Source organism: Cupriavidus sp. FW305-27 (assembly GCF_058787995.1).
Window position 1 is genome coordinate 83,314 of the sequence record NZ_JBYTAG010000014.1, and the last position, 23,441, is coordinate 106,754.

Consider the following 23,441-nt stretch of genomic DNA (forward strand, 5'->3'; position numbering starts at 1 on the left):
CAAAAAATGAATAACACTGCAGGGGAAGTCTGGGGCGCATCTGGCTATAGGGCAAAGGCGGGTGCCTTTGTTCTGCTGGGATTTATCTTCGCCATCACCTCATGGTGGAGAACATCGAAGCTCGGTTTCTACTCGGACGACTGGATCTACCTATCCAACACAATTTACCTCCCAGCGACTCTTGTTGAGTACCTGAAGGTTAATTGGTATGCCAGGCCGGTCTACGCGCTCATTGCCTGGGCGCTAAATCTGCTGGCTAACGGGTCTCCAACGTACTGGCAGGTCATTTCGTCCGGCACCGTGCTGGCGAGCGCGGCCGTCTCATACAGGCTCATCGCTTACACGGCTGGTCGAATGGGGTATGGCGCGCGGGCCTCTCAGCTCGGTGGTGTCTGTGGTGCCGCGGTGCTGTTCTTCTCGCCGTGGATGCTCGCTGTCTTCGCCTGGTCGACTGGAGTTCTCACGCTTTGGGGCTTCATCTTGTTCGGGGTGGGCTATCTGATCATCGAGGAGGGTGAGAGCGCCGGAAGAAAATGCGTGGGCTCAGTTCTGGTTTTGTGCGGGTTCCTCTCCTATGAGGCGTACTGGTTCACGTTTGTCCCTCTGCTGCTCATTTCAAAGGGCCTCCGCGTCTCTCAGGTTGCCTCAACCATCCGCGCAGCGCTTTGGTACATAGTGCCGCTCGGTTTGGCGGTGATCTATCAGAGGGCCCTTGTGCCCTTGATGGTGCCAGGGCACTCCAAGGCGATCTCGATCAATTTCTCGCTCATCCTGAACAACGTAACCCGGTTCGATGACTTCGTGTCCCCGGCGATCGCTCCAGTGCCCGCCAAGATCTTCTACCTGACGCTGCTGGCGCTTGTCGTGCTCCTCCTGGTGATCAAGGCGGTGTCTGTTGTGAGGTTGGCGCTGGTGGTGGCAGCCCTCGGACTGGGCGTTATCTTCACGGCCGTAATCCATGGCGCGGCTGGCTACGGGCTATCCGGCACGGGTGTGATGTCGAGGACCATGGCCGCTCCGGGGTTCTACTTTGCAGTCCTGATCGGCATCCTGGCTGCGGCGTCGGCAGACCTGCTCAGCCACAAGACCAGAGTTTCACGAATCGCCTATGCGGTTCCTCTCCTTATCGGCATTGTCCTGGTCCTCCTATTTTCGGGATTTGTTGCGCGGGTGAGCGCGTGGACCACCGCCAAAGAACAGTCGAAGAGGGTGCTGGACAGCATCGTATCCATTGTCGATCGAGCCTACTTGCGCGAGTCGGCGAAGGACGTCTCTGTCGTTGTGCAGATCGAGGGAGATCCAAACGGCGAGGTGTTCGGTGCCTACTGGGAACTCGGTGGTGCGGTAGCTCTGGTCGATCCGAGCCTTGTGCCGGCCGCCGATGTCTGGTTCTTGCCCGCGCGGCAAGGTGCGTGGGGCACCGTCTGGGATGGCGAGGCTGTGATCCAGAGCGTATGTTCAGCTCCACCGGGAGCCGTAGTAGAGAGCCGGCCTTCACGTGTTTCGCCTTTGTACTATCGGATTGACCCTAAGGATGGTCGTGTCCTGGAATCGGGGCGGCTGGCCAAGGGACAGGAATTCGGCTGCCAGGGCGCCCAGCCAGTATTCGATCGGCCCAGAGGGTCTAATCCCGTCGTGGCAGCGTCAGCCTGATCTTTGCTAGCACTCGACGGTGCTTGTCCTCTGCCTCCTCCCAAGTCAGGGAGTAGAACGTCTTGGACATGCTGCCGCTGATCGTGGTGCAGAACATAGGCGGCTTGTCGTCCCGCAGGCTGGCCCAGCCGGAGAAGTACGTCCAGACCTCGACGCCGTAGTCAGGAAGCCTGTCGTACAGTTCGTACTGCTTGCCGATCGTTACCTGCCAGTCGACCTTCACACCGAAGTCGAAGACGCGGACAGGGTTGCCTGCTTCGTCCAGGATGTAGTTGCGATCCCAGTTCTCGGGGATGGAGTAGTCCGACGCTTCCATGGCTGCCTGTACGGAAAAGGGGCAGTGGCTTGGCGGGCGGAATCTGCGCAATCCAGCGGATTTTGTTCCCGGCGGCCGGATATTCTTCAGATTCTCCCGGGTCACAAAGATTTTTGTCCCAGCATCGCTGCTATCGGCGCGCGAATTTCACCGTGTTTGGCCCGAGTTCGATCCACCGGCCGACCTGGTGCCGGCGCACTTGTCCGCCGGCATCGAACGAGAGGTAGTCGGGCGTCCAGCGCAGCGCGCGCACGTGGCGCGGGTCGAGTCCGTGAACAACGATCCCGTCCTGCGTTTCTGTGACGCGCTCGCAGTGCAGCCGCTCTTCGACCTGGTCGTCCGCGAAAAACCGCGCCTCGAGAAATACGCTTGCTGCCTGCGGCTCAGTGCACATGTTTCCAGGCCTCCCAGATAATGCTGAAGGTCACTGCTACCGCGCCGGCCTTGCTGAAATCGGCGACCTCGTCGGTTTTCCGATATCCCATCAGGGGAGAGGCGCGCATCATGCGCAGGATGCCCGGGTCCACCTTCCGCGTTGCCTCAACGGCGGCGACAACCTCGTCCTCGATCTGGTGCAGCAGGCGCCAGGTCAGATGCCCGGCGCCACGGTGGCGGGTTACGATGGTGGGTGCCGCTTCGCGGATGGCGGCCTCGGCTGCTCGGATGACGTCCATGGTGGTCCGGGTAAGTACTGTATGGATATACAGTGTACCCAACCGCCAAATCGGGCAGCAAATTATTTTCGGGGCACCGTAAGGGGCACTGCAAATATCACAATCCTATAATCCAGCGCCAATAAATGGTTTCCGGCAGATTTATGAGTCCTGTCGGCGGGACCAGTCCACAGTCCGTACCCTGTGGTTCCCAGCTGTGCCCTCTCCCCAACTCAATCTAGGTATTCCCCCGGAATTTCAGCCCAAGAAGATGGCGCCAGCCTCGCCGTCGAGGGCCTGGATTGACAGGTGCTTCATGCTACGATCCTCCAAACTCCGGAGCGCACGCCATGGAACTGAAATACAAAGGCCGAGAGATCTCAATCCAGGCCAAAAAGGACTCGGGCGGCCAGTGGGACTGGTCATATGGCATCCGCGGTCACGGACACCGGCACAACACCGGGGCGCTTGCTCCCACGGAATCGGTCGCGATCGATAACGCCTATGCGTGCGCGAAACGGGAGATTGACCAGGCCACTTCAGGCGACGCCAACGACTGACACTTCCTGAATGCCACTAGTGGAGAAAGACATGGATCTCCAAGGGTTCACGTATTACCGCGACCACTGGTATGAAGCATCGGCAACGTCCCTTGGCGTTGGCGGCCCCTGGCAAGGTGAGGTGACCATCTGCGCGAAAGCGGCGGATGGCGCGCCACTCAAGGTCTTCGATCACCATCTTGTTCCGGGCCAGTTCTTCAGCGAAGGCGAGGCATGGCAGCATGCCTCGGACTGGGCCAGGAAGCAGATCGATGCGCGCTTTGGCTAGCACGCGCGCCAGTCGCTGCGCAAGTGCTCATGCCGCACTGCGTTCGGCGATCAGCACGTTCGCGGGAATCTTCAGGTCACGGTGCAGCCGCCGGATCATGGCCAGACTCAGCGCGCGCTTGCCATTGAGCACTTCATATACGCGGTTGAGGTTACCCAGGTACGGTTGCATGTCGCGTGGCGTGAGGCCAGCTTGTTCCATGCGAAAGCGGATCGCGGCGATCGGATCCGGCAGATCCATCGGAAAGTGCCCGGCTTCATACCGTTCCACCAGCATGGAGAGGATTTCCAGCTTGTCGCCCTCAGGCGTGTCGGGCACAGGGTCTGCGTCGACCAGGGCGGATACCGCGGCCAGCGCTTCCTGGTAGTCGGCTTCAGTGTGCAGGGGGCGGATATCCATGGTGATCACTCCATTTCCGCGGTGGCGGCGTCTATGCGGTCATAGTCGAGATGGGTGCCGATGAACTTCACGCAGACGACCCCCAACCGGTATGCGACAGCGACGATAAGCCGGTACTTGTTCCCGCCGAGATTGAAGACCACGCGGTTGCTGCCGACGAAGCTGGCACTGGCGTAGCGTGCCTTGATGTCCCTGGGCGCGGTCCAGGCCGCGCAGCGGGCTTCTTCATGCCAGGCAAGCAGCGGTTGCCTGGCTTCGGGGTGGAACTTGCTGAATTGCAGCAAAGACCTCTTCGCTATGATTCGCATGTGGGCAATGCCAGTCCCAAAATGGGACTGCGGCAAGAGTGGATGAGGGGTCATCCACTGCCGAGCATACCTACGATCAATGCGCGCTAGTTTTCGAAAACAGCTGAATGACGGCGACGCCGGCAATAATCAGACCAATCCCAGCGCAAGCCGCCAGGTCCGGCACCTGCCGGTACAGCACCACCGCGATCAGCGATACCAGTACGATCCCGGCCCCGCTCCAGATCGCATAGGCAATTCCCACCGGCACTGTCCGCATCACCAGCATCAGCAAATAGAACGCCGCCACATAGCCGGTCACGACCAGCACGCTGGGGACCAGCCGCGTAAAGCCCTGCGACGCCTTCAGGCTGCTGGTGGCGATGACTTCGGCGACGATGGCGAGGGCGAGGAGCAGGTATCCGTTCATGGGAGCGTACAAGTGGGTGGGCCGAAACGGGCCGAAGCCGGCATCTTAGCGCTCCCGCATGTTGCGCCAAAGCCGCGTCCCTCCGTTGCGGTGGTTGTGCAAAGCGGTGATGGAGGATTGAATGTGGCTATAACGAAGTGAACAAGCGGGCGCATGGCCGGCCCGCGGCACAAGTCCTACAGGGCAGTCGCGGTAGTTGGCCCGACCAAGCCGGCACGAACCCCACGATGCCGGCGGCGGGCATGGGTAAGGGGAGCGGTATGCATCACAATGGCATCGACGGCACGTCCGCCGGGACGTCTTCGCAGCCGGGGGACGGGGGGCCCGCGCCGGACGCGAATCCGTGGCAGGACACCATCGCCGCGGCGGACCAAGCACTGGAAGAGGCTTCGCGCATCCAACGCGGCGTGCAGCACAACCTGAAGCTGTTGCAGGAGGTGCGGTCGCTGCGCGAAGAGTTGCGCAAGGCCCATGCGGAGGTCGATCGCTACCGGGGCATGCATGCCCGGGTGGTGGTCAGCATGCGTCAGCTGGACGAAGACCATGTGGGGGAAATGAGCCGGCTCCAGGCGGCGAACGAGATGCTGCAGGTGCGTCATCGCGTCTACAAGCTGATGGCCGAGCACTACGCGCGCGCGGCGTTGAACCTGGATCCGGAAACCTTCGCGGCCCATCGCGACCGCGTGCTGCAGCATGTCTTGTTCCAGCGCCGCAGGGGCGTGTCGTCCGACGATATCGGCTACGCGGACGTGGCTTTCCTGATGCTCTAGCGGCGATGCTCAGGCGGCGCGCCGGCGCAGCACGTGGAACGCCAGCATGCCGCCCACCACGCCCCAGAACGCGGAGCCGACACCCGCCAGGGTCATGCCGGACGCCGTGATCATGAAGGTCAGCAGCGCGGCTTCGCGCTCGGCCGGGATTTGCATGGCCACGGTCAGGCCGTTGGCGATCGAGCCCATCAGCGCGAACGCGGTCACGCCCACCACCAGCGCTTGCGGAAAGGCCGCAAACAGCGCCGCGATGCTGGCCGCCAGCGTGCCCGCGACCAGGTAGCCCACGCCGCAGACCACGGCCGCGGTATAGCGGCGGTTGCGGTCGGGGTCGGCCTGCGGGCCGGTGCAGATGGCGGCGGTGATCGCCGCCAGGTTGACGCCGTGCGAGCCGAACGGCGCCAGCACGGCCGAGGTCAGGCCGGTGATCGAGATCAGGCGCGAGGCCGGCACGTGGTAGCCGTCGGCTTGCAGCACGGCCAGCCCGGGGATGTTCTGCGAGGCCAGCGCCACGATGAACAGCGGAACCGCCATGCTGACCAAGGCTGACAGCGAGAATGCCGGCGTGGTCCACACCGGCACCGCCAACGCCAGCCGCACGCCCGAGAAATCGAGCTGGCCGAGCACGCCGGCGACCACCGCCCCGGTCAGCAGCACCCCTGGCACCGCATAGGCCGGCCACAGGCGCCGCCCGAGCAGGTAGGCGGCGAACATCGCCAGCAGCAGCACGGTCTGGTGCTGCGCCTGCACGAACACATCCACGCTGATGCGGAACAGGATGCCGGCGAGCAGGGCTGACGCGATGCTGGCGGGCAGGGCGCGCATCAGCTTGTCGAACCACCCGGTCATGCCGGCCGCGGCCATCATCAGCCCGGCCAGCAGGAAGGCGCCGATGGCTTCCGCGTAGGGCACGCCGGGCAGGCTGGCGATCAGCAGCGCCGCGCCGGGCGTGGACCAGGCCACCACGATCGGCACGCGCAGCGCCAGCGACAGGCTGATGGTGGTGATCCCCATTCCCATCGACAGCGCCCAGATCCAGGACGAAATCTGGGCATCGGTCAGGTGGGCGGCGTGGCCGGCCTGGATCATCAGCACCAGCGAACTGGTATAGCCGGTGAGCGTGGCGACCAGCCCGGCGACCAGCGCGGACACGGACAGGTCGGACAATTTCAGCGAAGCGGTGGTCATGAAGGTGGCAGCAGGCCATTGGCACGGCCGACATCTTCGCATGAGTGCCTTGGTCGTACCAATTTGCCGCGGCGGCGTCCAGAAATCGCGGTTGACGGGGCTTTCCCTTACGGACTTTTCCGACTGGAGCGGGCAGGGGGGCGTTGTTATGCTGGCTTCGTGCCTTGCGAGCAGGGCACCGAGGAGAGACTCTTGGGCCCGCAGTGCGCGGGCCCTTCTTTTTTGGGGCCAGCCTTGGCCCGGCCCCGGTCGTCTACAATGCGGGCTGCCGTGCCACGCCAGCCCTGGCTGCCAGGCCGTCCCTCCTTTCCCTCGTCGTCTCGTCTTTTTCCCATGGCCCTGTTTTCCATTACCGACGCCCAGCTTGCCTTCGGGCACGTGGCCCTGCTCGATCACACCGACTTTTCGCTGGAGGCCGGCGAGCGCGTGGGTTTGATCGGGCGCAACGGTTCGGGCAAGTCCTCGCTGCTGAAGATCGTGGCGGGGCTGTCGGCGCCCGACGACGGGCTGATCGCGCGCCAGAGCGGCGTGACCAGCGCCTACGTGCCGCAGGAGCCGCAGTTCGAGGCGGGCATCACCGTGTTCGACGCGGTCTCGCAGGGCATGGGCGATGCGCACGACTTGCTGGTGCGCTACGAGGCCGCCGCCGACCGCGTCGCCGAGAACCACGACGACGAAGCCGCGCTGGCCGAATTGCACCGGCTGCAGTCCGAGCTCGACGCCGCCGGCGCCTGGCAGCTGCGCACCCGCGTGGAAACCACGCTGGCGCGCCTGGGGCTGGATTCGCACACGCGCGTCGAGGCACTGTCCGGTGGCCTGCAGAAACGCGTGGCGCTGGCGCAGGCGCTGGTGGTCGAGCCCGACATCCTGCTGCTGGACGAGCCCACCAACCACCTCGATGTGGAAGCGATCCGCTGGCTGGAAGACCTGCTGCTGGGCTTCCGCGGCAGCGTGCTGCTGATCACCCACGACCGCGCCTTCCTCGACCGCGTCGCCACCCGCATCATCGAACTGGACCGCGGCCGGCTGGTGTCCTTCCCCGGCAACTTCGCCGCCTACCAGGCGCGCAAGGAAGAGATGCTTGCCGCCGAGCAGGTCGAGCAGGCCAAGTTCGACAAGCTGCTGGCGCAGGAAGAGGTGTGGATCCGCAAGGGGGTGGAGGCGCGCCGCACTCGCAGCGTGTCGCGCATCCAGCGCCTGGTGGCGATGCGCAACGAGCGCGCCGCGCGGCGCGAGGTGCAGGGCAATGTCAGGCTGGAGGTGTCGCAGGCCGACCGCTCCGGCAAGATCGTGGCCGAGCTGACCGACGTCAGCAAGGCCTACGGCGACAAGGTGGTGGTGCGCGACTTCACCGCCACCATCATGCGCGGCGACAAGGTCGGCCTGATCGGCCCCAACGGCGCCGGCAAGACCACGCTGCTGCGGCTGATCCTGGGCGAACTGGCGCCGGACAGCGGCACCGTGCGCAACGGCAGCAACCTGCAGGTGGCGTACTTCGACCAGATGCGCACCGCGCTGGACCTGGAGCGCTCGCTGGCCGACACCATCAGCCCGGGCAGCGACTGGGTCGAGGTCAACGGCCAGCGCAAGCATGTGATGAGCTACCTGGGCGACTTCCTGTTCGCGCCGGAGCGCGCGCGTTCGCCGGTCAAGTCGCTGTCTGGTGGCGAGCGCAACCGGCTGCTGCTGGCGCGCCTGTTTGCGCGCCCGGCCAATGTGCTGGTGCTGGACGAGCCGACCAACGATCTCGACATCGACACGCTGGAACTGTTGGAAGAACTGCTGCAGGACTATGGCGGCACCGTGTTCCTGGTCTCGCACGACCGCGCCTTCCTGGACAACGTGGTGACCTCGACCCTGGCCGCCGAGGGCGATGGCGTGTGGCGCGAGTCGGTGGGCGGGTATTCCGACTGGGTCGAGCAGTCGGCCCGCAGCGCGGCGCTGCAAGCGGCGCGCAAGCCGGAGCAGAAGGCGGCAGAGCCGGTGAAGGGCAAGGATTCGCGCGAAGCGCGCGGCGCCAATCGTACGGTCAAGCTGTCGTACAAGGAGCAGCGCGAACTGGACGGCCTGCCGGAGCGCATTGCCGCGCTGGAAACCGAGCAGAAGGTGATCTCGGCACAGCTCGCGGACGGCTCGCTCTATGTCAGCGATGCGCCCAAGGCCGCGCAGCTGGGCACGCGGCACGACGAGATCGAGATGGAACTGCTGGAAGCGCTGGAGCGCTGGGAAGTGCTGGAGGCGAAGTCGAAGGGCGAGGGGGCCTGAGGTCAGGCAAGCCGACCCTCACCCGCACCAGGCCAACACCATGTTGGTCAGGTCGACCATGAACCCCGGCCGCAGGTAACCCACGAACCCAAGCGCCAGCACCCCGGCCAGCACCGCCAGCCCGGCTGCCTTCATCACGCGCGCCTGGGTCGTGCTCATCATGCCGCCGCCGGCTGCGCGCGCACCAGCGCCTGCTCGCGGATCGGCAGGTTCACCAGCGCGGCCACCACGCCCAGCGCGATCGCGATCAGCCACACGGTGTTGTAGCCGCCGGTGCGGTCGTAGAGGAAGCCGCCCAGCCAGGCACCCAGGAAACTGCCGATCTGGTGCGAGAAGAACACCACGCCCGATAGCATCGACAGGTATTTCACGCCGAACACCTGGGCGATGATGCCGTTGGTCAGCGGCACCGTGGACAGCCACAGGAAGCCCATGACCGCCGCGAACACCCAGGTGCTGGCCACCGTCAGCGGCAGCAGCAGGTAGCTGGCGATCACCACCGAGCGCGTCACGTAGATGGCGGACAGCAGGTAGCGCTTGGGCAGGCGCTGCCCCAGCGCACCCGCGGTATAGGTGCCGAATACATTGAACAGCCCGATCAGCGCCAGCGCCACGACGGCGACTTTTGGGTCGGTCAGGCCCTGGTCCTTCAGGTAGGGCGCCAGGTGCACGCCGATAAACACCACCTGGAAGCCGCACACGAAGTAGCCCAGCGTCAGCAGCTGGAAGTTGCGGTTGCCGAAGGCTTCGTGCACGGCCTGGCCGATGGTCTGGTGGTGGCCGCCGGTGTGGGCCGCTTCGCGCGGCTCGCGCAGCGTCAGCGCCAGCGGCAGCATCACGCAGGCCATCAACGCCATTACATAGAGGGCGTTCTGCCAGCCCAGCCCGGAGATCAGGCCCTGTTCCACCGGGATCATCAGGAACTGGCCGAAGGAGCCGGCCGCGGCGGCGATGCCCATGGCCCAGACCCGCTTCTCGGGGCTGGCCACACGGCCGATCACGCCGTAGACGATGCTGTAGGTGGTGCCGGACTGGGCGATGCCGATCATCACGCCGGCACCGGTGGCAAAGGCGGTGCCGCTGGTGGCCAGCGCCATCACCACCAGCCCGGCCACGTACAGCGCCACGCCGACCAGCATGATGCGCAGCGCGCCGAACTTGTCGGCGAGCGCCCCGGCAAAGGGCTGGCTGGCGCCCCACATCAGGTTCTGCAGCGCCAGCGCGAAGGCGAAGGTCTCTCGGTTCCAGCCATGGGCCTGGGTGATCGGCAGGTTGAACAGGCCGAAGCCGTGCCGGATGCCCATTGAAAGGGTCACGAGCAGCCCACCGCACACAAGTACGGTGGTCAGGGAGAGTTGTCGGTTCTGCATGTCTTGGCTCGATGTGCGGCAGTCCCGCCGGGTAAGCGGTGCCGACAGGGATTGTGTGTGCTTGTTGTTGTCCATGCCGGGACGGCAATCGGGCTTGCCGGGGCCGGGTGCTGGCGAGTTTACTCCGGCTCGGGAAAACGCGTACGGCGCTGCCCGCGCTGCCGGCGCCCTGGCAAAAAGCGGCGGCGGCCCGGCAAAACCGGCGCCAGCGCGGGTCGGCAGGCCAAGCGCCTTTTTGGCGGGATTGCCGTCGCCCGCTTCCATTACAATGCAGTGCCCGGTGCCCCGGCGCGTGCACAGTTGTGCGCCTCATGGCAGCCGGGACCATCACTTTCGTAGCGACTCCATGGCGAGCAAAACCAGTCAGTACAGCGAATCTTCCATCCGGGTCCTGAAGGGCCTGGAGCCGGTCAAGCAGCGTCCCGGCATGTACACCCGGACCGACAACCCCCTGCATATCGTGCAGGAGGTGATCGACAACGCCTCGGACGAGGCCCTCGGCGGCCACGGCTCCGAGATCCTGGTGACCCTGCATCGCGACGGCAGCCTCAGCGTGGAAGACGACGGCCGCGGCATTCCGGTGGGCATCCACCCGGAAGAAGGCGTGCCGGTGGTCGAGATCGTCTTCACCCGGCTGCACGCCGGCGGCAAGTTCGACAAGGGCAAGGGCGGTGCCTATGCCTTCTCGGGCGGCCTGCACGGCGTGGGCGTGTCGGTGACCAATGCCTTGTCGACGCAGCTGGACGTGACCGTGTGGCGCGACAGCATGTGCTCGACGCTGACCTTCTCCGGCGGCGACGTGACCGTGCCGCTGGCCTCGCGCAAGATCGAGCGGGGCGAGAAGAAGAGCGGCACCCGCGTGCAGGTGTGGCCGGATGCCAGGTATTTCGACTCGGCCGCGATCCCGCTGGCCGAGCTGCAGCGCCTGCTGCGCAGCAAGGCGGTGCTGCTGCCCGGCGTCAAGGTCACGCTGGTGACCGAGAAGACCGGCGAGCGCCAGACCTGGCAGTACGACCAGGGCCTGAAGGGCTACCTGGTCGAGGCGCTGGCGCAGGGCAGCGGCGCGGAATTGGTGATCCCGATGTTCGAGGGCGAGCATTTTGCCGACCCCGACGCCAATCCCGGCGATGAAGGCTTTGCCGACGGCGAAGGCGCCTCCTGGGTGGTGGCCTGGACCGAAGACGGCGCGCCGGTGCGCGAGTCCTACGTCAACCTGATCCCGACGCCGGCCGGCGGCACGCATGAATCCGGCCTGCGCGAAGGGCTGTTCCAGGCGGTCAAGAGCTTTATCGAGATGCACGCGCTGCAGCCCAAGGGCGTCAAGCTGATGAGCGAAGACGTGTTTGCGCGCGCCTCGTTCGTGCTCTCGGCCAAGGTGCTGGACCCGCAGTTCCAGGGCCAGATCAAGGAACGCCTGAACAGCCGCGACGCGGTGCGGCTGGTCTCCACCTTCAGCCGTCCGGCGCTGGAGCTGTGGCTGAACCACCATGTCGAGTACGGCAAGAAGCTGGCCGAGCTGGTGATCCGCCAGGCCCAGGCGCGCACGCGCGCGGCGCAGAAGGTCGAAAAGAAAAAAGGCTCCGGCGTGGCGGTGCTGCCCGGCAAGCTGACCGATTGCGAGTCCACCGACGTGACCCGCAACGAACTGTTCCTGGTCGAGGGCGACTCGGCCGGCGGCTCGGCCAAGATGGGCCGCGACAAGGAGTTCCAGGCCATCCTGCCGCTGCGCGGCAAGGTGCTCAATACCTGGGAGACCGAGCGCGACCGTCTCTTTGCCAACAACGAGGTGCACGACATCGCGGTGGCGATCGGCGTGGACCCGCACGGCGCCAACGACGAGCCCGACCTGTCCAACCTGCGCTACGGCAAGATCTGCATCCTGTCCGACGCGGACGTGGACGGCGCGCATATCCAGGTGCTGCTGCTGACGTTGTTCTTCCGGCACTTCCCCAAGCTGATCGAGACCGGCAACGTCTTTGTGGCGCGTCCGCCGCTGTTCCGCGTCGATGCGCCCGCGCGCGGCAAGAAACCGGCGCAGAAGCTGTACGCGCTGGACGAAGGCGAGCTGCTGGCCATCCAGGACAAGCTGCTCAAGGACGGCGTCAAGGAAAACTCGTGGCAGATTTCCCGCTTCAAGGGCCTGGGCGAAATGAGCGCCGAGCAGCTCTGGGAAACCACCATGAACCCCGACACGCGGCGCTTGCTGCCCGTGTCGCTGGGCGAATACGACCTGCCGCAGACCGTCGAGATGATGAATATGCTGATGGGCAAGGGCGAGGCCGCACAGCGCCGCAGCTGGCTGGAAGAGAAGGGCAACGAGGTCGAGGCCGATATCTGAGCGAAACCTGAGCGGAAAGCGGCGGCCGGTGATTGGGTAGATAATCCCCCAGTCTGCCTGGCCGTCATTCCCGACGGCCGCCAACGGACAGTAATCTGGAACGCACGATGACGACGAGAACTCCCGGCAAACCATGGCGCAAGGCGGCGGCAGCCGTCGTGGCGCTGGCCGGGCTCGCCTTCGTGCCGGCGGCGCATGCCGAGCTGTGGGGCTTTATCGATGCCGATGGCGTGGCGCACTTTGCCGACCAGAAGCTCGACGCGCGCTACAAGCTGTTCATGAAGGATGGCGGCAAGCTGGATACCGCGCGCCTGGCGGCGCGGCAGTCGCAGGCGGCCGCTGGCGCTGACATCGACCTGGAGCAGCACAAGCTGTACCGCTACGTCGTCAACCATCCCAATATCAAGACCGTCGAGCCGCTGATCCACCAGATCGCCGGCAAGCAGGATGTCGATCCCGCGCTGGTCAAGGCGGTGATGGCGGTCGAGTCGGGCTTCAACCCGGGCGCGGTGTCGCCCAAGGGCGCGATCGGCCTGATGCAGGTGATCCCCGACACCGGCGCGCGCTTTGGCGTGAACGCCGATGCGCGCCGAAGCATCGAGCAGAAGCTGGCCGATCCACGCACCAATATCACCGCGGGCGTGCGCTACCTGAGCTGGCTGATGCAGCTGTTCCCGAACAACCTGGAGCTGGTGCTGGCTGCCTATAACGCCGGCGAGGGCGCGGTGCAGCGCTACAACAACCGCATTCCGCCTTACCCGGAGACCCGGCAGTATGTCAGCACCGTGCTGCAGTTTTACCGGCTGTACCAGCCGCAGCAGGGCGCGGTGCTCAAGCGCGCCAGCGCCAGCGCGGACGGCCCGCGCGTGAAGATGGTCATCGGCGGGCGCCGCGCCATGCCCTGACCGGCATACCCGAACAACAAGCAACCCGGCGCGCCGGCAGTTCAACGTGGCGCGCCGAATTCTTGCCTACCCATGGAACAACAAGACATCACGTTTCAACCTGAAGAGCCGGCCGATTCGCTGACGCTGGCGCGCTACGCCGAGCGCGCCTACCTGGACTACGCCGTCAGCGTGGTCAAGGGCCGCGCGCTGCCCGAGGTGGCCGACGGCCAGAAGCCGGTGCAGCGCCGCATCCTGTTCGCGATGCACGAGATGGGCCTGCGCGCCGACGCCAAGCCGGTCAAGTCCGCGCGCGTGGTCGGCGACGTGCTGGGCAAGTTCCACCCGCACGGCGACCAGTCCGCCTACGACGCGCTGGTGCGCCTGGCGCAGGACTTCTCGCTGCGCTACCCGCTGATCGACGGCCAGGGCAACTTCGGCTCGCGCGATGGCGACGGCGCGGCGGCGATGCGCTACACCGAAGCGCGCCTGACGCCGATCTCGCGGCTGCTGCTCGATGAGATCGATGAAGGCACGGTCGATTTCGCCCCCAACTACGACGGCTCGATGCAGGAGCCCAGGCTGCTGCCGGCGCGGCTGCCGTTCGTGCTGCTCAACGGCGCCTCGGGCATCGCGGTGGGCATGGCGACCGAGATCCCGCCGCACAACCTGCGCGAAGTCGCCGCGGCCACCGTGGCGATGATCCGCAATCCCAATATCACGCTGGCCGAGCTGCTGGCGCTGATGCCGGGGCCGGACTACCCGGGCGGCGGCCAGATCATTTCGCCGGCGTCCGATATCGCCCAGATCTACGAGGGCGGCCGCGGCAGCCTGAAGGTGCGCGCGCGCTGGACCATCGAGGAGATGGCGCGCGGCCAGTGGCAGCTGGTGGTGACCGAGCTGCCGCCGAACACCTCGGCGCAGAAGGTGCTGGAAGAGATCGAGGAAATCACCAACCCCAAGATCAAGACCGGCAAGAAGGCGCTGACGCAGGACCAGCAGCAGCTCAAGGCCACCGTGCTGGCAGTGCTGGATGCGGTGCGCGACGAATCGGGCAAGGATGCGCCGGTGCGGCTGGTGTTCGAGCCCAAGAGCAAGAACGTCGGCCAGCAGGAGTTCATCCATACGCTGCTGGCGCATACCAGCCTGGAGTCGGGCGCGCCGATCAACCTGGTGATGATCGGCACCGACGGGCGCCCGCGCCAGAAGGGCCTGCGCGAGATCCTGTCGGAGTGGATCGCGTTCCGCTTCGACACCGTCACGCGCCGCACGCGCCACCGCCTGGGCAAGGTCGAGGACCGCATCCATATCCTCGAAGGCCGGATGCTGGTGCTGCTCAATATCGACGAGGTGATCCGCATCATCCGCGAGAGCGACGAGCCCAAGCCGGCGCTGATCGAGGCCTTCGGCCTGAGCGACCGCCAGGCCGAGGACATCCTCGAAATCCGGCTGCGCCAGCTGGCGCGCCTGGAAGCGATCCGGATCGAAAAGGAACTCAAGGAACTGCGCGAGGAGCAGGCCGACCTGGACGTGCTGCTCAAGTCCGAGACCATGATGCGCCGCCGCATCATCAAGGAGATCGAGACCGACGCCAAGCAGTACAGCCCGGAAGACAAGGACCCGCGCCGCACGCTGATCCAGGAAGAGCGCCGCGCCGCGGCCGAAGTGCGCGTGATCGACGAGCCGGTGACGGTGGTGATGTCGCAGAAGGGCTGGGTGCGCACGCGCCAGGGCCATGGCCACGACGCGCAGCAGTTCACGTTCAAGGCCGGCGACGCGCTCTACGGCACCTTCGAATGCCGTACCGTCGACGTGCTGCTGGTCTTCGGCACCAACGGCCGGGTCTATTCCGTGCCGGTCGCCAGCCTGCCTGGCGGGCGCGGCGACGGGGTGCCCATCACCACGCTGATCGAGTTGCAGTCCGGCAGCCAGGTCGCGCACACCTTTGCCGGCAGCGCGGAGCAGCGCATGCTGATCGCCACCGCGGGCGGCAATGGCTTCCAGACCAAGGTCGGCGATATGATCAGCCGGCAGAAGGGCGGCAAGTCGTTCCTGACGCTGGATGACGGCGACACGCCGCTGGCGCCGGCGCCGATCGGCGACGAGGCCACGCATGTGGCCTGCCTGTCCGGCAACGGCCGCCTGCTGCTGGTGGCGCTCGATGAAGTGAAGGTGCTGTCCGCCGGCGGGCGTGGCGTGATCCTGATCGAGCTGGAACCCAAGGAGAAGCTGCTGCAGGCGGTGGGCGTCGGCGCGCCGGGGCTGATGCTCTCGGGCGCGGGGCGCGGCGGCAAGCCGACCTCGCAGAAGCTGGCAGGCGTGGCCTTGCAGGCCTACGTCGGCAAGCGCGCGCGCAAGGGCAAGGCGATCGAGGCCAAGCTCAAGGAGCCGCGCATCGATCCGGTGCGCGTGGAGCCGCCGGCTGGCGGCAATTGATTAGCTGAATCGTCAGCCCAGGCGAATGTTTGCTCCCCTCTCCCGCAAGCGGGAGAGGGGAGCAAACCAGCGACTCAATCCACTCCCACAAATCCCCCGGTCTGATGCGCCCACAGCCGCGCATACAGCCCGCCGTGCGCCAGCAATTGCGCGTGCGTGCCGCTTTCCACGATATGGCCGTTGTCCAGCACCACCAGCCGGTCCATGCGCGCAATCGTCGACAGCCGGTGGGCGATGGCGATCACGGTCTTGCCCTGCATCAGCGTTTCCAGGCTTTCCTGGATTGCCGCTTCCACTTCCGAATCCAGGGCCGAGGTGGCTTCGTCCAGGATCAGGATCGGCGCATTCTTGAGCAGCACGCGCGCGATGGCAATGCGCTGGCGCTGTCCGCCTGACAGCTTCACGCCGCGCTCGCCGACCTGTGCCTCCAGCCCGGTATTGCCGTGGGCGTCGACCAGGTGCGGGGTGAATTCGTCGGCGCGGGCGCGGTGCAGGGCTTGCTGCAGTTCAGCCTCGGTACTGGAGGGTTTGCCGTAGAGCAGGTTCTCGCGGATCGACCGGTGCAGCAGCGAGGTGTCCTGCGTGACCATGCCGATCTGTGCGCGCAGGCTTTCTTGCGTGACCGCGGCGATGTCCTGTCCGTCGATCAGGATGCGGCCGCGCTCGACGTCGTAGAGTCGCAGCAGCAGGTTGACCAGCGTCGACTTGCCGGCGCCGGAGGGGCCGACCAGCCCGATCTTCTCGCCCGGGCGCACCGTCAGGTCCACGCCTTCGATGACGCCTGAGCCCTTGCCATAGTGGAATCCCACCCGCTCGAAGCGGACCTCGCCATGGGTGACGCGCAACGGCTTCGCGTCGGCGCGGTCGGTCACCACGCGCGGCACGGCTATCGTCTTCATGCCGTCCTGCACCTGGCCGACGTTTTCGAAGATGCCGTTGACCACCCACATGATCCAGCCGGACATATTGTTGATGCGGATCACCAGCCCGGTGGTGAGCGCAATCGCGCCGGTGGTGACGTGCCCCTCGCTCCACAGCCACAGGGCCAGCCCCGTGGTGCCGGCAATCAGCGCGCCGTTCATGGCGGTGATGGTGATGTCCATGCCGCTGATCATGCGCCCGGCCAGCCGCGACTTCTCGGTCTGCTCGGACATGGCGTCGCGCGCATAGTCTTCCTCGTGACGGGTGTGGGCGAACAGCTTGAGTGTGGTGATATTGGTGTAGCCGTCGACGATACGCCCCATCAGCCGGGAACGCGATTCCGTGGCGACCACCGAACGCTGCTTCACGCGCGGCACGAAGTGGAGCAGGGCGGCCACGTAGCACGCGATCCACAGCAGCAGCGGGATCATTAGCCGCCAGTCGGCCTGCGCGAACAGCACCAGCGAGCTGATCGCGTAGATCACCACGTGCCAGATTGCGTCCACCGCCTGCACCGCGGAATCGCGCAGCGAGAAGCCGGTCTGCATGATGCGCTGCGCGATGCGCCCGGCAAAATCATTCTGGAAGAACGACAGGCTCTGCTTGAGCACGTAGCGGTGGTTCTGCCAGCGGATCAGGTTGGCCAGGCCGGGGTTGATGACCTGGTGCACAAGGACGTCGTGCAGGCCGAAGAAGATCGGGCGCAGCAGCAGCGCCACCACGGCCATCCACAGCAGCTCGTTGCGATGCCGGCTGAAGAACTCCGCGCCTGGCGTGGTCTGTGCCATGTCGACCAGCCGGCCGAGGAAGCTGAACAGCGCCACCTCGATCAGTGCGCCGACCAGACCCACCAGCAACAGCAGCGCGAACACACCCCACACTTCGCGCAGGTACCAGGCATAAAAGCGCCAGACCTGGCCGGGCGGCTCGTGGTCGGGCATGCCCCGGAAGGGGTCGATCAGTCTTTCCAGGCGACGCAACATGGCAGGTTTCCCGTTGTGCCCGGCGCGCCCTGGCGTCTTCGTGGGAGGTGGGGGCGCGCGTGCGGCGGATCAGACACAACATGATACGCGCCTTGCACAATGGAAAAGCCCCGCCAGGGGCGGGGCCTTGTCAGAACCGCAGTGCGGAAACTTCTGAATGGTCAGGGATGGTGGATCACCATATGCGTGAACGGCGGCACATAGGCCTGCAGCGTCACGAACAGGCCCACCAGGATCGCCAGCACGATCGAGTGGAAGAACACGTAGCGCAGGATGTCGCCTTCGTGGCCGTACCACTTGGTCGCGGTCGAGGCCACCACGATGGACTGCGCATCGATCATCTTGCCCATCACGCCGCCTGAGCTGTTGGCCGAGGCCATCAGCACCGGCGACAGGCCCAGCTGCTCCGCCGTGGTCTTCTGCAGGCCGCCGAACAGCACGTTCGAGGCCGTGTCCGAACCGGTCAGCGCCACGCCCAGCCAGCCCAGCATGGTGCCGAACAGCGGATAGAACACGCCGGTGTGGGCGAAGGCCAGGCCCAGCGTGGCATCCAGGCCCGAGTAGCGGGTCAGGTAGCCGACGCCGAACATCGCGCAGATGGTCAGCAGCGAGTAGCGCACCAGCTTGATGGTTTCCCAGTATTCCTTGAACAGGCGCGGCACCGAGTAGCCCATCAGCAGGCCGCCGGCGATGGCCGAGACAAAGATGCCGGTGCCGGCCATCGACAGCACGTTGAAGTTGAAGACCGCGCCTTCGATGACGTCCTTGGGCACGACCGGCGGCACCTTGACGATGGCCTTGTCCAGCCCCGGGATCGGGAATTTCCACGCCCACAGGCTATCCATCAGCTTCTTGAACTCGGGCACGCCCCAGACAAAGACGAACACCGTCAGGATCACCCACGGCATCCAGGCCTTGGCCACCGAGATGCCGGCCGAGGCGGCGCTGGCGCGGGCATCGGCTTCGAGCGCTTCGGGATGGTCGACCTTGGAGTCGTCGTGGCGGCCCAGGATCCTGGTCGAGGTCCAGATCTCCTTCGGATGCCAGACCTTCAGGAACAGCGTCAGCGAGCCCATCGACACCAGCGCGGCGATCACGTCCACCAGCCACGGTCCGTGGTAGTTGGACACCAGGAACTGCGGGATCGCAAAGCTCACGCCCGCCACCAGGATCGCCGGCCAGATCGCCAGCATGCCGCGGAAGCCGGCAAAGGCCCAGATCAGCCAGAACGGCACGATCACGGAGAAGAACGGCAGCTGGCGGCCGATCATGGCCGACAGGTCGAGCAGGTCCAGCCCGGTCACCGACGCCAGGCCGATGATCGGGGCGCCCAGCGCGCCGTAGGCCACCGGCGCCGTGTTGGCGATCAGCGCCAGGCCCGAGGCGGCCAGCGGCGAGAAGCCCAGGCCGATCAGGATGGCGCCGGTCACGGCCACCGGTGTGCCGAAGCCGGCCGCGCCCTCGAAGAAGGCGCCGAAGCTGAACGCCACCAGCAGCAGCTGCAGGCGGCGGTCCTCGGTGATGCCGGAGATCGAGTTCTGCAAGACCTTGAATGACCCGTTAAGGGTTGTCAGCCGGTGCAGGAAGATGATGTTCAGCACGATCCAGCCGATCGGGAACAGCCCGGATACGATGCCCAGCCCCGCTGCCTTGCCGGCCATTGCCGCCGGCATGCCGAACACCGTGGAGGCGACCACGATGCCGATCAGCAATGCCAGCCCCGCCGCCAGGTGGGCCTGCATATGAAAGAACGCCAGCGCTGCCAGCAGCACGGCGACGGGAATGCCCGCGGCAATGGTCGACAGCGCCATATTGCCTAGCGGGTCATAGACTTGACTCCACACGATCGATGTCCTCCTCAGGTTGGCTCAGGCGCCGGGACGATCTGCGTGCCCTCGGCGCCGTGCATGCGCTTTGCCCCGGCGAGCGGCATCCGCCGCGCGCGGGAAAGAACCAGCGATTGTAGGAACGGGTTCCGTGTTCGCTGTCGTATATTGCGTCATGCCTGGCATGAGCCACATTCAGGGATCAGGGTTTCCCTGGGGGGCATTGCGGCGCACGTGGTGCCTTCCAGGCACTCCGGCGAGAGTACTCTAAACGGCGCCTGTTGCAAAAGTCTGCGTGCCTGCCACCGGCTTGCATGACCGGCCCGGCAGCCATGCCCGGGACTGGCACAAGCGCTGGCGCTCGGCGCATACTGGCGGGCGTCATGCCGCGGGCGCGCTGCCGCCCGCATCCAACCATTGAATGAGGCTGCCCATGACCGAATTCCTTCCCCCCTGGCCTTTGCTGACCGCATTCGTGCTGGCCAGCCTGGCGCTGGCCATCACGCCCGGCCCGGCCGTGGTCTATATCGTCACGCGCACCCTGGCGCAGGGCCGGCAGGCCGGGCTGGCCTCGATCGGCGCGGTGGCGCTGGGCAACCTGGGCAACGCGATCGGCGCCTCGCTGGGGCTGGCGGTGCTGTTCTCGGTATCGGCGCTGGCGTTTTCGGTGGTCAAGTACGCAGGGGCGGCCTACCTGATCTGGCTGGGCATCCGCGCCTTGCGTGGCGGCGCCGCGGCGGCTGACGGCGGCACGGTTGAAGCAGCGCCACGCAGCCTGCGCCAGGTGGTGCGCGACGGCTTCGTGGTGGCGCTGCTCAATCCCAAGACCGCGATCTTCTTTGCCGCCTTCCTGCCGCAGTTCATGAACCCGGCAGGCTCGGCGCTGACGCAGAGCCTGGCACTGGGCGTGGCCTTCGTGCTGATCGCCGCGACCACGGACGCCTGCTACGTGATGGCCGCCGCCGCGGTGATGCCGGCACTGCGCCGCGCCGGCAGGGCGCGCGCGCTCGGCCGCTACCTGACCGGCGCGGCGTTTATCGGGCTGGGGGTATTTACCGCGGCGTCGGGCTCGCGCGCGGCGAAGTAAGGCAGGACGGCAGGAAAGAAAAAACTGCCGCGGCTCAGCGCAGCGGCAGTTCCAGGATGCCGTCCGCGGCGGGGCGGGCGCGCATTGCGCTCAACCAGCGCTCCAGGTTGGGGCGCGACTGGTGCTTGAGCGGCAGCCCCATCCAGCGGTGCGCGGCGCAGGCCAGCGAGATGTCGGCCATGGTGAAGCGGTCGCCGCCGATGAACTCGCGCCCGGCCAGCGCCTTGTCCAGCAGTTCGGCCAGCGGCTCGGTGCGCTCGCACGATGCCTTGATGGCAGCCTCGTCGCGCTCCGCCTTCGGCTTGCGCACCAGGTTCAGGAACGCCGTCACCATGGCCGGGCTGAAGGCGGTGGTCTGCCAGTCCATCCAGCGGTCGGCCGAGGCGCGTGCCTTGACGTCCTCGGGCCACAGCGTGCCTTCGCCGTAGCGCGCGCACAGGTACCGCACGATCGCATTGGATTCCCACAGCACGAAGGGCTCGCCGCCGACATCGGTGCCGCGGAAATCCTCGATCACGGGGATCTGGCGGTTCGGGTTCAGGCGCACATAGGCCTCGGTGTCGAGGTCGCCCTTGGTCACGCCGATATCCACGCGCTCATGGTCCAGGTGCAGCTCGCGCGCGCACCAGACCACTTTCTGCACGTTGATGGAGGAGAGTCGGCCCCAGATACGCAACATTTCGGCTCCAGTGGTGATGCGCGCCCGGGCTTCAGGCCGCGCGCGGTTGCCTGGCGGCGGCCGCGGCGATGGCTTCGCGGAACAGCTCGCCAAGGATGGCCACGCCCTGCTCGATGCGCTCTGCCGACACCGTGACGAAGGCCAGGCGCAGCGCGTTGCGCTTCGGGTTGCTGGCGTAGAACGGCGCGCCCGGCACATAGGCCACGTTGCGCTTCACGGCTTCTTCCAGGATCACCATGCTGTCCAGGCCCTCGGGCAGCTCCATCCAGATGAACATGCCGCCTTCGGGCTCGTTCCAGGTCACGCCCTCGGGCATATGGCGCTTGAGCGCATCCAGCATGTACTGGCACTGCTTGCCGTAGAGCTCGCGGATGGTCGGGATATGCGTGTCGAGCAGGCCGTCGCGGATGGTCTCGTAGGCCACGCGCTGGGTGAAGGTCGGCGTGTGCAGGTCAGACGCCTGCTTGGCCTGGCACAGCTTGAAGTGCAGCTCGGGCGGGGCGATCACGTAGCCCAGGCGCATGCCGGGGGCCAGGATCTTCGAGAACGAGCCCATGTAGATCACGCCGTCCGGATTCATCGACAGCAGGCTGGGCAGCTGGTCGCCGGTGTAGCTGAGCGCGCCGTAGGGATCGTCCTCGACCAGCAGCACGCCCTGTTCCTTGGCGCGGGCCACCAGCGCCTCGCGGCGTTCCAGCGGCAGGCGGCGCCCGGTCGGGTTCTGGAAGTTGGGCAGGGCGTACAGGAAGCGCGCGCCGGCGGTCAGCTCGGGCGTCAGCGCCTCGGGCAGCAGGCCCTTGTCATCGCTGGGGATCGAGACGAACTCAGGTTCGAACAGCGAGAACGCCTGCAGCGCGCCGAGGTAGCTGGGGGTTTCCACCAGCACCTTGCTGCCCGGGTCGATCATCACCTTGGCGATCAGGTCCAGTGCCTGCTGCGAGCCGGTGGTGATCAGCACGCGCTCGACCGGCGCGCCATGGCGCCTGGCGACGAACTCGCGCAGCGGCAGGTAGCCTTCGGTCGCGGCGTATTGCAGCGCCGCCTGCGGGTTGTCGGCGAATACGCGGGCCGTCGCTGCCTCCATGGCCGCTACCGGGAACGAGGCCGGCGACGGCAGGCCGCCGGCGAACGAAATGACTTCCGGACGCTCGGTGACCTTCAGGATTTCGCGGATGGCCGAGCTGGTCAGTTGCTGTGCCCGGCGGGAGATGGCCCATTTCATGATGTGTCTCTTGTGGTCTGGGGGAGTTCTGGGCTGAGCGGCAAGCCTGCCGCTCAGTCAACGATAAATAGTCGTGCGCCCTTCGGCGAGGACGAACGGTGCGCTTCCGCCTGGTCGGCTACCTGGTAGCTGGTGCCCGCGCCGAGCACGAACTGCCGGCCGTCTTCCAGCTCGGTATGGAGCTCGCCGTCCAGCACGAACAGGATATGGCCCTTGCTGCACCAGTGGTCGGCCAGGTAGCCCGGCGAATATTCGACCATGCGCACGCGGATGTCGCCGAACTGGCGCGTGCGCCAGGTGGCCTCGCCCTGCTCGCCGGGGTGGCGGGTCGGCGCGATGGCCGACCAGTCGGTGGTGCCGAAGGGCAGGTTGTCGATGCGCATGCGGGCCTCAGGCCGCCTTCACTTCGGCGATCATCTCGATCTCGACACAGGCGCCCAGCGGGACCTGCGCCACGCCGAAGGCGCTGCGCGCATGCTTGCCCTTGTCGCCGAACACTTCGGCCAGCAGCTCCGAGGCGCCGTTGGTGACGAGGTGCTGCTCGGTGAATTCGGGAGTCGAGTTGACCAGGCTCATCACCTTGACGATGCGGGTGACGCGGTTCAGGTCGCCCACATGCGCGTGCAGCGTGGCCAGCAGGTCGATGGCGATCGCGCGCGCTGCGGCCTTGCCGGACTCGGTATCGATGTCCTTGCCCAGCTTGCCGGTCCATACCTTGCCGTCCTTGCGGGCGATATGGCCCGACAGGAACACGGTGTTGCCGGTTTGCGCGGCCATTGCATAGGCGGCGGCGGGGGCGTTGACGGCCGGCAGTTCGATGCCGAGGCGGGCAAGGGTGTCGTAGACGGACATGTAGGCTCCAGTCAGTGAATGCGTCCAGGGAGGATCGGTGGCGTTTCCGGGGCG

The 23,441-nt window shown here is 66.1% G+C and carries 24 protein-coding genes; 9 read left to right on the forward strand and 15 right to left on the reverse strand.

Annotated features, from left to right (window positions below):
• Positions 1-6 precede the first annotated feature (6 nt).
• Complete coding sequence (locus AC3WRI_RS09475; RefSeq protein WP_492293258.1) at positions 7-1,653, forward strand: hypothetical protein; 1,647 nt, start codon at positions 7-9, stop codon at positions 1,651-1,653.
• On the opposite strand, the gene AC3WRI_RS09480 is transcribed toward AC3WRI_RS09475, so the two are convergent.
• The 3 genes from AC3WRI_RS09480 to AC3WRI_RS09490 form a co-directional block, all read right to left on the reverse strand.
• Entirely contained in the window at positions 1,625-1,969 is a 345-nt protein-coding gene (locus tag AC3WRI_RS09480) for a hypothetical protein (protein ID WP_492293259.1), read from the reverse strand. The genes AC3WRI_RS09475 and AC3WRI_RS09480 overlap by 29 nt on opposite strands.
• 130 nt (positions 1,970-2,099) lie before the next feature.
• Complete coding sequence (locus AC3WRI_RS09485; RefSeq protein ID WP_492293261.1) at positions 2,100-2,363, reverse strand: hypothetical protein; 264 nt, start codon at positions 2,361-2,363, stop codon at positions 2,100-2,102.
• Positions 2,353-2,643 (reverse strand): DUF2471 family protein, encoded by a 291-nt coding sequence (locus AC3WRI_RS09490; protein WP_492293263.1) that lies wholly within the window; start codon positions 2,641-2,643, stop codon positions 2,353-2,355. The genes AC3WRI_RS09485 and AC3WRI_RS09490 overlap by 11 nt, the downstream gene beginning before the upstream one ends.
• A 329-nt stretch (positions 2,644-2,972) precedes the next feature.
• Here AC3WRI_RS09490 and AC3WRI_RS09495 point away from each other — a divergent pair, with 329 nt between their 5' ends.
• Both AC3WRI_RS09495 and AC3WRI_RS09500 read left to right on the forward strand, forming a co-directional pair.
• Entirely contained in the window at positions 2,973-3,182 is a 210-nt protein-coding gene (locus tag AC3WRI_RS09495) for a hypothetical protein (RefSeq protein ID WP_010813578.1), read from the forward strand.
• Positions 3,183-3,213: 31 nt separating this feature from the next.
• The gene (locus AC3WRI_RS09500; RefSeq protein WP_010813577.1) at positions 3,214-3,450 is read left to right on the forward strand and encodes a hypothetical protein; all 237 of its coding nucleotides are present in this window, start codon (positions 3,214-3,216) and stop codon (positions 3,448-3,450) included.
• 27 nt (positions 3,451-3,477) lie between these two features.
• Here AC3WRI_RS09500 and AC3WRI_RS09505 read toward each other — a convergent pair whose 3' ends face one another.
• The 3 genes from AC3WRI_RS09505 to AC3WRI_RS09515 form a co-directional block, all read right to left on the reverse strand.
• Positions 3,478-3,849: a helix-turn-helix domain-containing protein gene (locus AC3WRI_RS09505; protein WP_011615769.1), complete on the reverse strand. Its 372-nt coding sequence runs from the start codon at positions 3,847-3,849 to the stop codon at positions 3,478-3,480.
• Positions 3,850-3,854: 5 nt separating this feature from the next.
• Positions 3,855-4,157 (reverse strand): type II toxin-antitoxin system HigB family toxin, encoded by a 303-nt coding sequence (locus AC3WRI_RS09510; RefSeq protein ID WP_041687468.1) that lies wholly within the window; start codon positions 4,155-4,157, stop codon positions 3,855-3,857.
• A 76-nt stretch (positions 4,158-4,233) separates the two neighbouring features.
• Complete coding sequence (locus tag AC3WRI_RS09515; RefSeq protein ID WP_010813574.1) at positions 4,234-4,566, reverse strand: DMT family transporter; 333 nt, start codon at positions 4,564-4,566, stop codon at positions 4,234-4,236.
• Between the two features lie 260 nt (positions 4,567-4,826).
• Here AC3WRI_RS09515 and AC3WRI_RS09520 point away from each other — a divergent pair, with 260 nt between their 5' ends.
• Positions 4,827-5,336: a hypothetical protein gene (locus AC3WRI_RS09520; protein WP_011615767.1), complete on the forward strand. Its 510-nt coding sequence runs from the start codon at positions 4,827-4,829 to the stop codon at positions 5,334-5,336.
• Positions 5,337-5,345: 9 nt separating this feature from the next.
• On the opposite strand, the gene AC3WRI_RS09525 is transcribed toward AC3WRI_RS09520, so the two are convergent.
• Positions 5,346-6,524 (reverse strand): benzoate/H(+) symporter BenE family transporter, encoded by a 1,179-nt coding sequence (locus AC3WRI_RS09525; RefSeq protein ID WP_010813572.1) that lies wholly within the window; start codon positions 6,522-6,524, stop codon positions 5,346-5,348.
• A gap of 333 nt (positions 6,525-6,857) precedes the next feature.
• Here AC3WRI_RS09525 and AC3WRI_RS09530 point away from each other — a divergent pair, with 333 nt between their 5' ends.
• On the forward strand, positions 6,858-8,789 hold the full coding sequence (locus AC3WRI_RS09530) for an ATP-binding cassette domain-containing protein (protein WP_010813571.1): 1,932 nt from the start codon (positions 6,858-6,860) through the stop codon (positions 8,787-8,789).
• Between the two features lie 18 nt (positions 8,790-8,807).
• On the opposite strand, the gene AC3WRI_RS09535 is transcribed toward AC3WRI_RS09530, so the two are convergent.
• Entirely contained in the window at positions 8,808-8,951 is a 144-nt protein-coding gene (locus tag AC3WRI_RS09535; protein WP_155737093.1) for a hypothetical protein, read from the reverse strand.
• Positions 8,948-10,159, reverse strand: coding sequence for an MFS transporter (locus AC3WRI_RS09540; protein WP_037023614.1), 1,212 nt, complete (start codon positions 10,157-10,159; stop codon positions 8,948-8,950). The genes AC3WRI_RS09535 and AC3WRI_RS09540 overlap by 4 nt, the downstream gene beginning before the upstream one ends.
• Before the next feature lie 346 nt (positions 10,160-10,505).
• Here AC3WRI_RS09540 and AC3WRI_RS09545 point away from each other — a divergent pair, with 346 nt between their 5' ends.
• The 3 genes from AC3WRI_RS09545 to parC all read left to right on the forward strand — a co-directional run bounded on the left by AC3WRI_RS09545 (position 10,506) and on the right by parC (position 15,817).
• Positions 10,506-12,497, forward strand: a complete 1,992-nt coding sequence (locus tag AC3WRI_RS09545) for a DNA topoisomerase IV subunit B (RefSeq protein WP_010813568.1) — start codon at positions 10,506-10,508, stop codon at positions 12,495-12,497.
• 107 nt (positions 12,498-12,604) lie between these two features.
• Positions 12,605-13,402, forward strand: coding sequence for a lytic transglycosylase domain-containing protein (locus tag AC3WRI_RS09550; protein WP_058696637.1), 798 nt, complete (start codon positions 12,605-12,607; stop codon positions 13,400-13,402).
• A gap of 72 nt (positions 13,403-13,474) precedes the next feature.
• A complete protein-coding gene (gene parC / locus AC3WRI_RS09555) occupies positions 13,475-15,817 on the forward strand; it encodes a DNA topoisomerase IV subunit A (RefSeq protein WP_010813566.1) in 2,343 nt (780 codons plus the stop codon).
• Between the two features lie 74 nt (positions 15,818-15,891).
• On the opposite strand, the gene AC3WRI_RS09560 is transcribed toward parC, so the two are convergent.
• Both AC3WRI_RS09560 and AC3WRI_RS09565 read right to left on the reverse strand, forming a co-directional pair.
• Positions 15,892-17,721, reverse strand: coding sequence for an ABC transporter ATP-binding protein (locus AC3WRI_RS09560; protein WP_010813565.1), 1,830 nt, complete (start codon positions 17,719-17,721; stop codon positions 15,892-15,894).
• 161 nt (positions 17,722-17,882) lie between these two features.
• Entirely contained in the window at positions 17,883-19,565 is a 1,683-nt protein-coding gene (locus AC3WRI_RS09565; RefSeq protein WP_010813564.1) for an L-lactate permease, read from the reverse strand.
• Positions 19,566-19,980: 415 nt separating this feature from the next.
• Between AC3WRI_RS09565 and AC3WRI_RS09570 the strand changes: the two genes are divergently transcribed.
• Positions 19,981-20,634, forward strand: coding sequence for a LysE family translocator (locus AC3WRI_RS09570; RefSeq protein ID WP_011615762.1), 654 nt, complete (start codon positions 19,981-19,983; stop codon positions 20,632-20,634).
• A 34-nt stretch (positions 20,635-20,668) separates the two neighbouring features.
• Here AC3WRI_RS09570 and AC3WRI_RS09575 read toward each other — a convergent pair whose 3' ends face one another.
• The 4 genes from AC3WRI_RS09575 to AC3WRI_RS09590 are packed head-to-tail and all read right to left on the reverse strand — an operon-like array spanning position 20,669 to position 23,387.
• Positions 20,669-21,313, reverse strand: coding sequence for a glutathione S-transferase family protein (locus tag AC3WRI_RS09575; RefSeq protein ID WP_010813562.1), 645 nt, complete (start codon positions 21,311-21,313; stop codon positions 20,669-20,671).
• 31 nt (positions 21,314-21,344) lie between these two features.
• Positions 21,345-22,535: an aminotransferase-like domain-containing protein gene (locus AC3WRI_RS09580; protein ID WP_439668085.1), complete on the reverse strand. Its 1,191-nt coding sequence runs from the start codon at positions 22,533-22,535 to the stop codon at positions 21,345-21,347.
• Positions 22,536-22,588: 53 nt separating this feature from the next.
• Complete coding sequence (locus AC3WRI_RS09585; protein ID WP_010813560.1) at positions 22,589-22,918, reverse strand: DHCW motif cupin fold protein; 330 nt, start codon at positions 22,916-22,918, stop codon at positions 22,589-22,591.
• Between the two features lie 7 nt (positions 22,919-22,925).
• Positions 22,926-23,387 carry a RidA family protein gene (locus AC3WRI_RS09590; protein ID WP_492293265.1) on the reverse strand — a complete coding sequence of 154 codons (462 nt, stop codon included), beginning with the start codon at positions 23,385-23,387 and terminating at the stop codon, positions 22,926-22,928.
• Positions 23,388-23,441 lie beyond the last annotated feature (54 nt).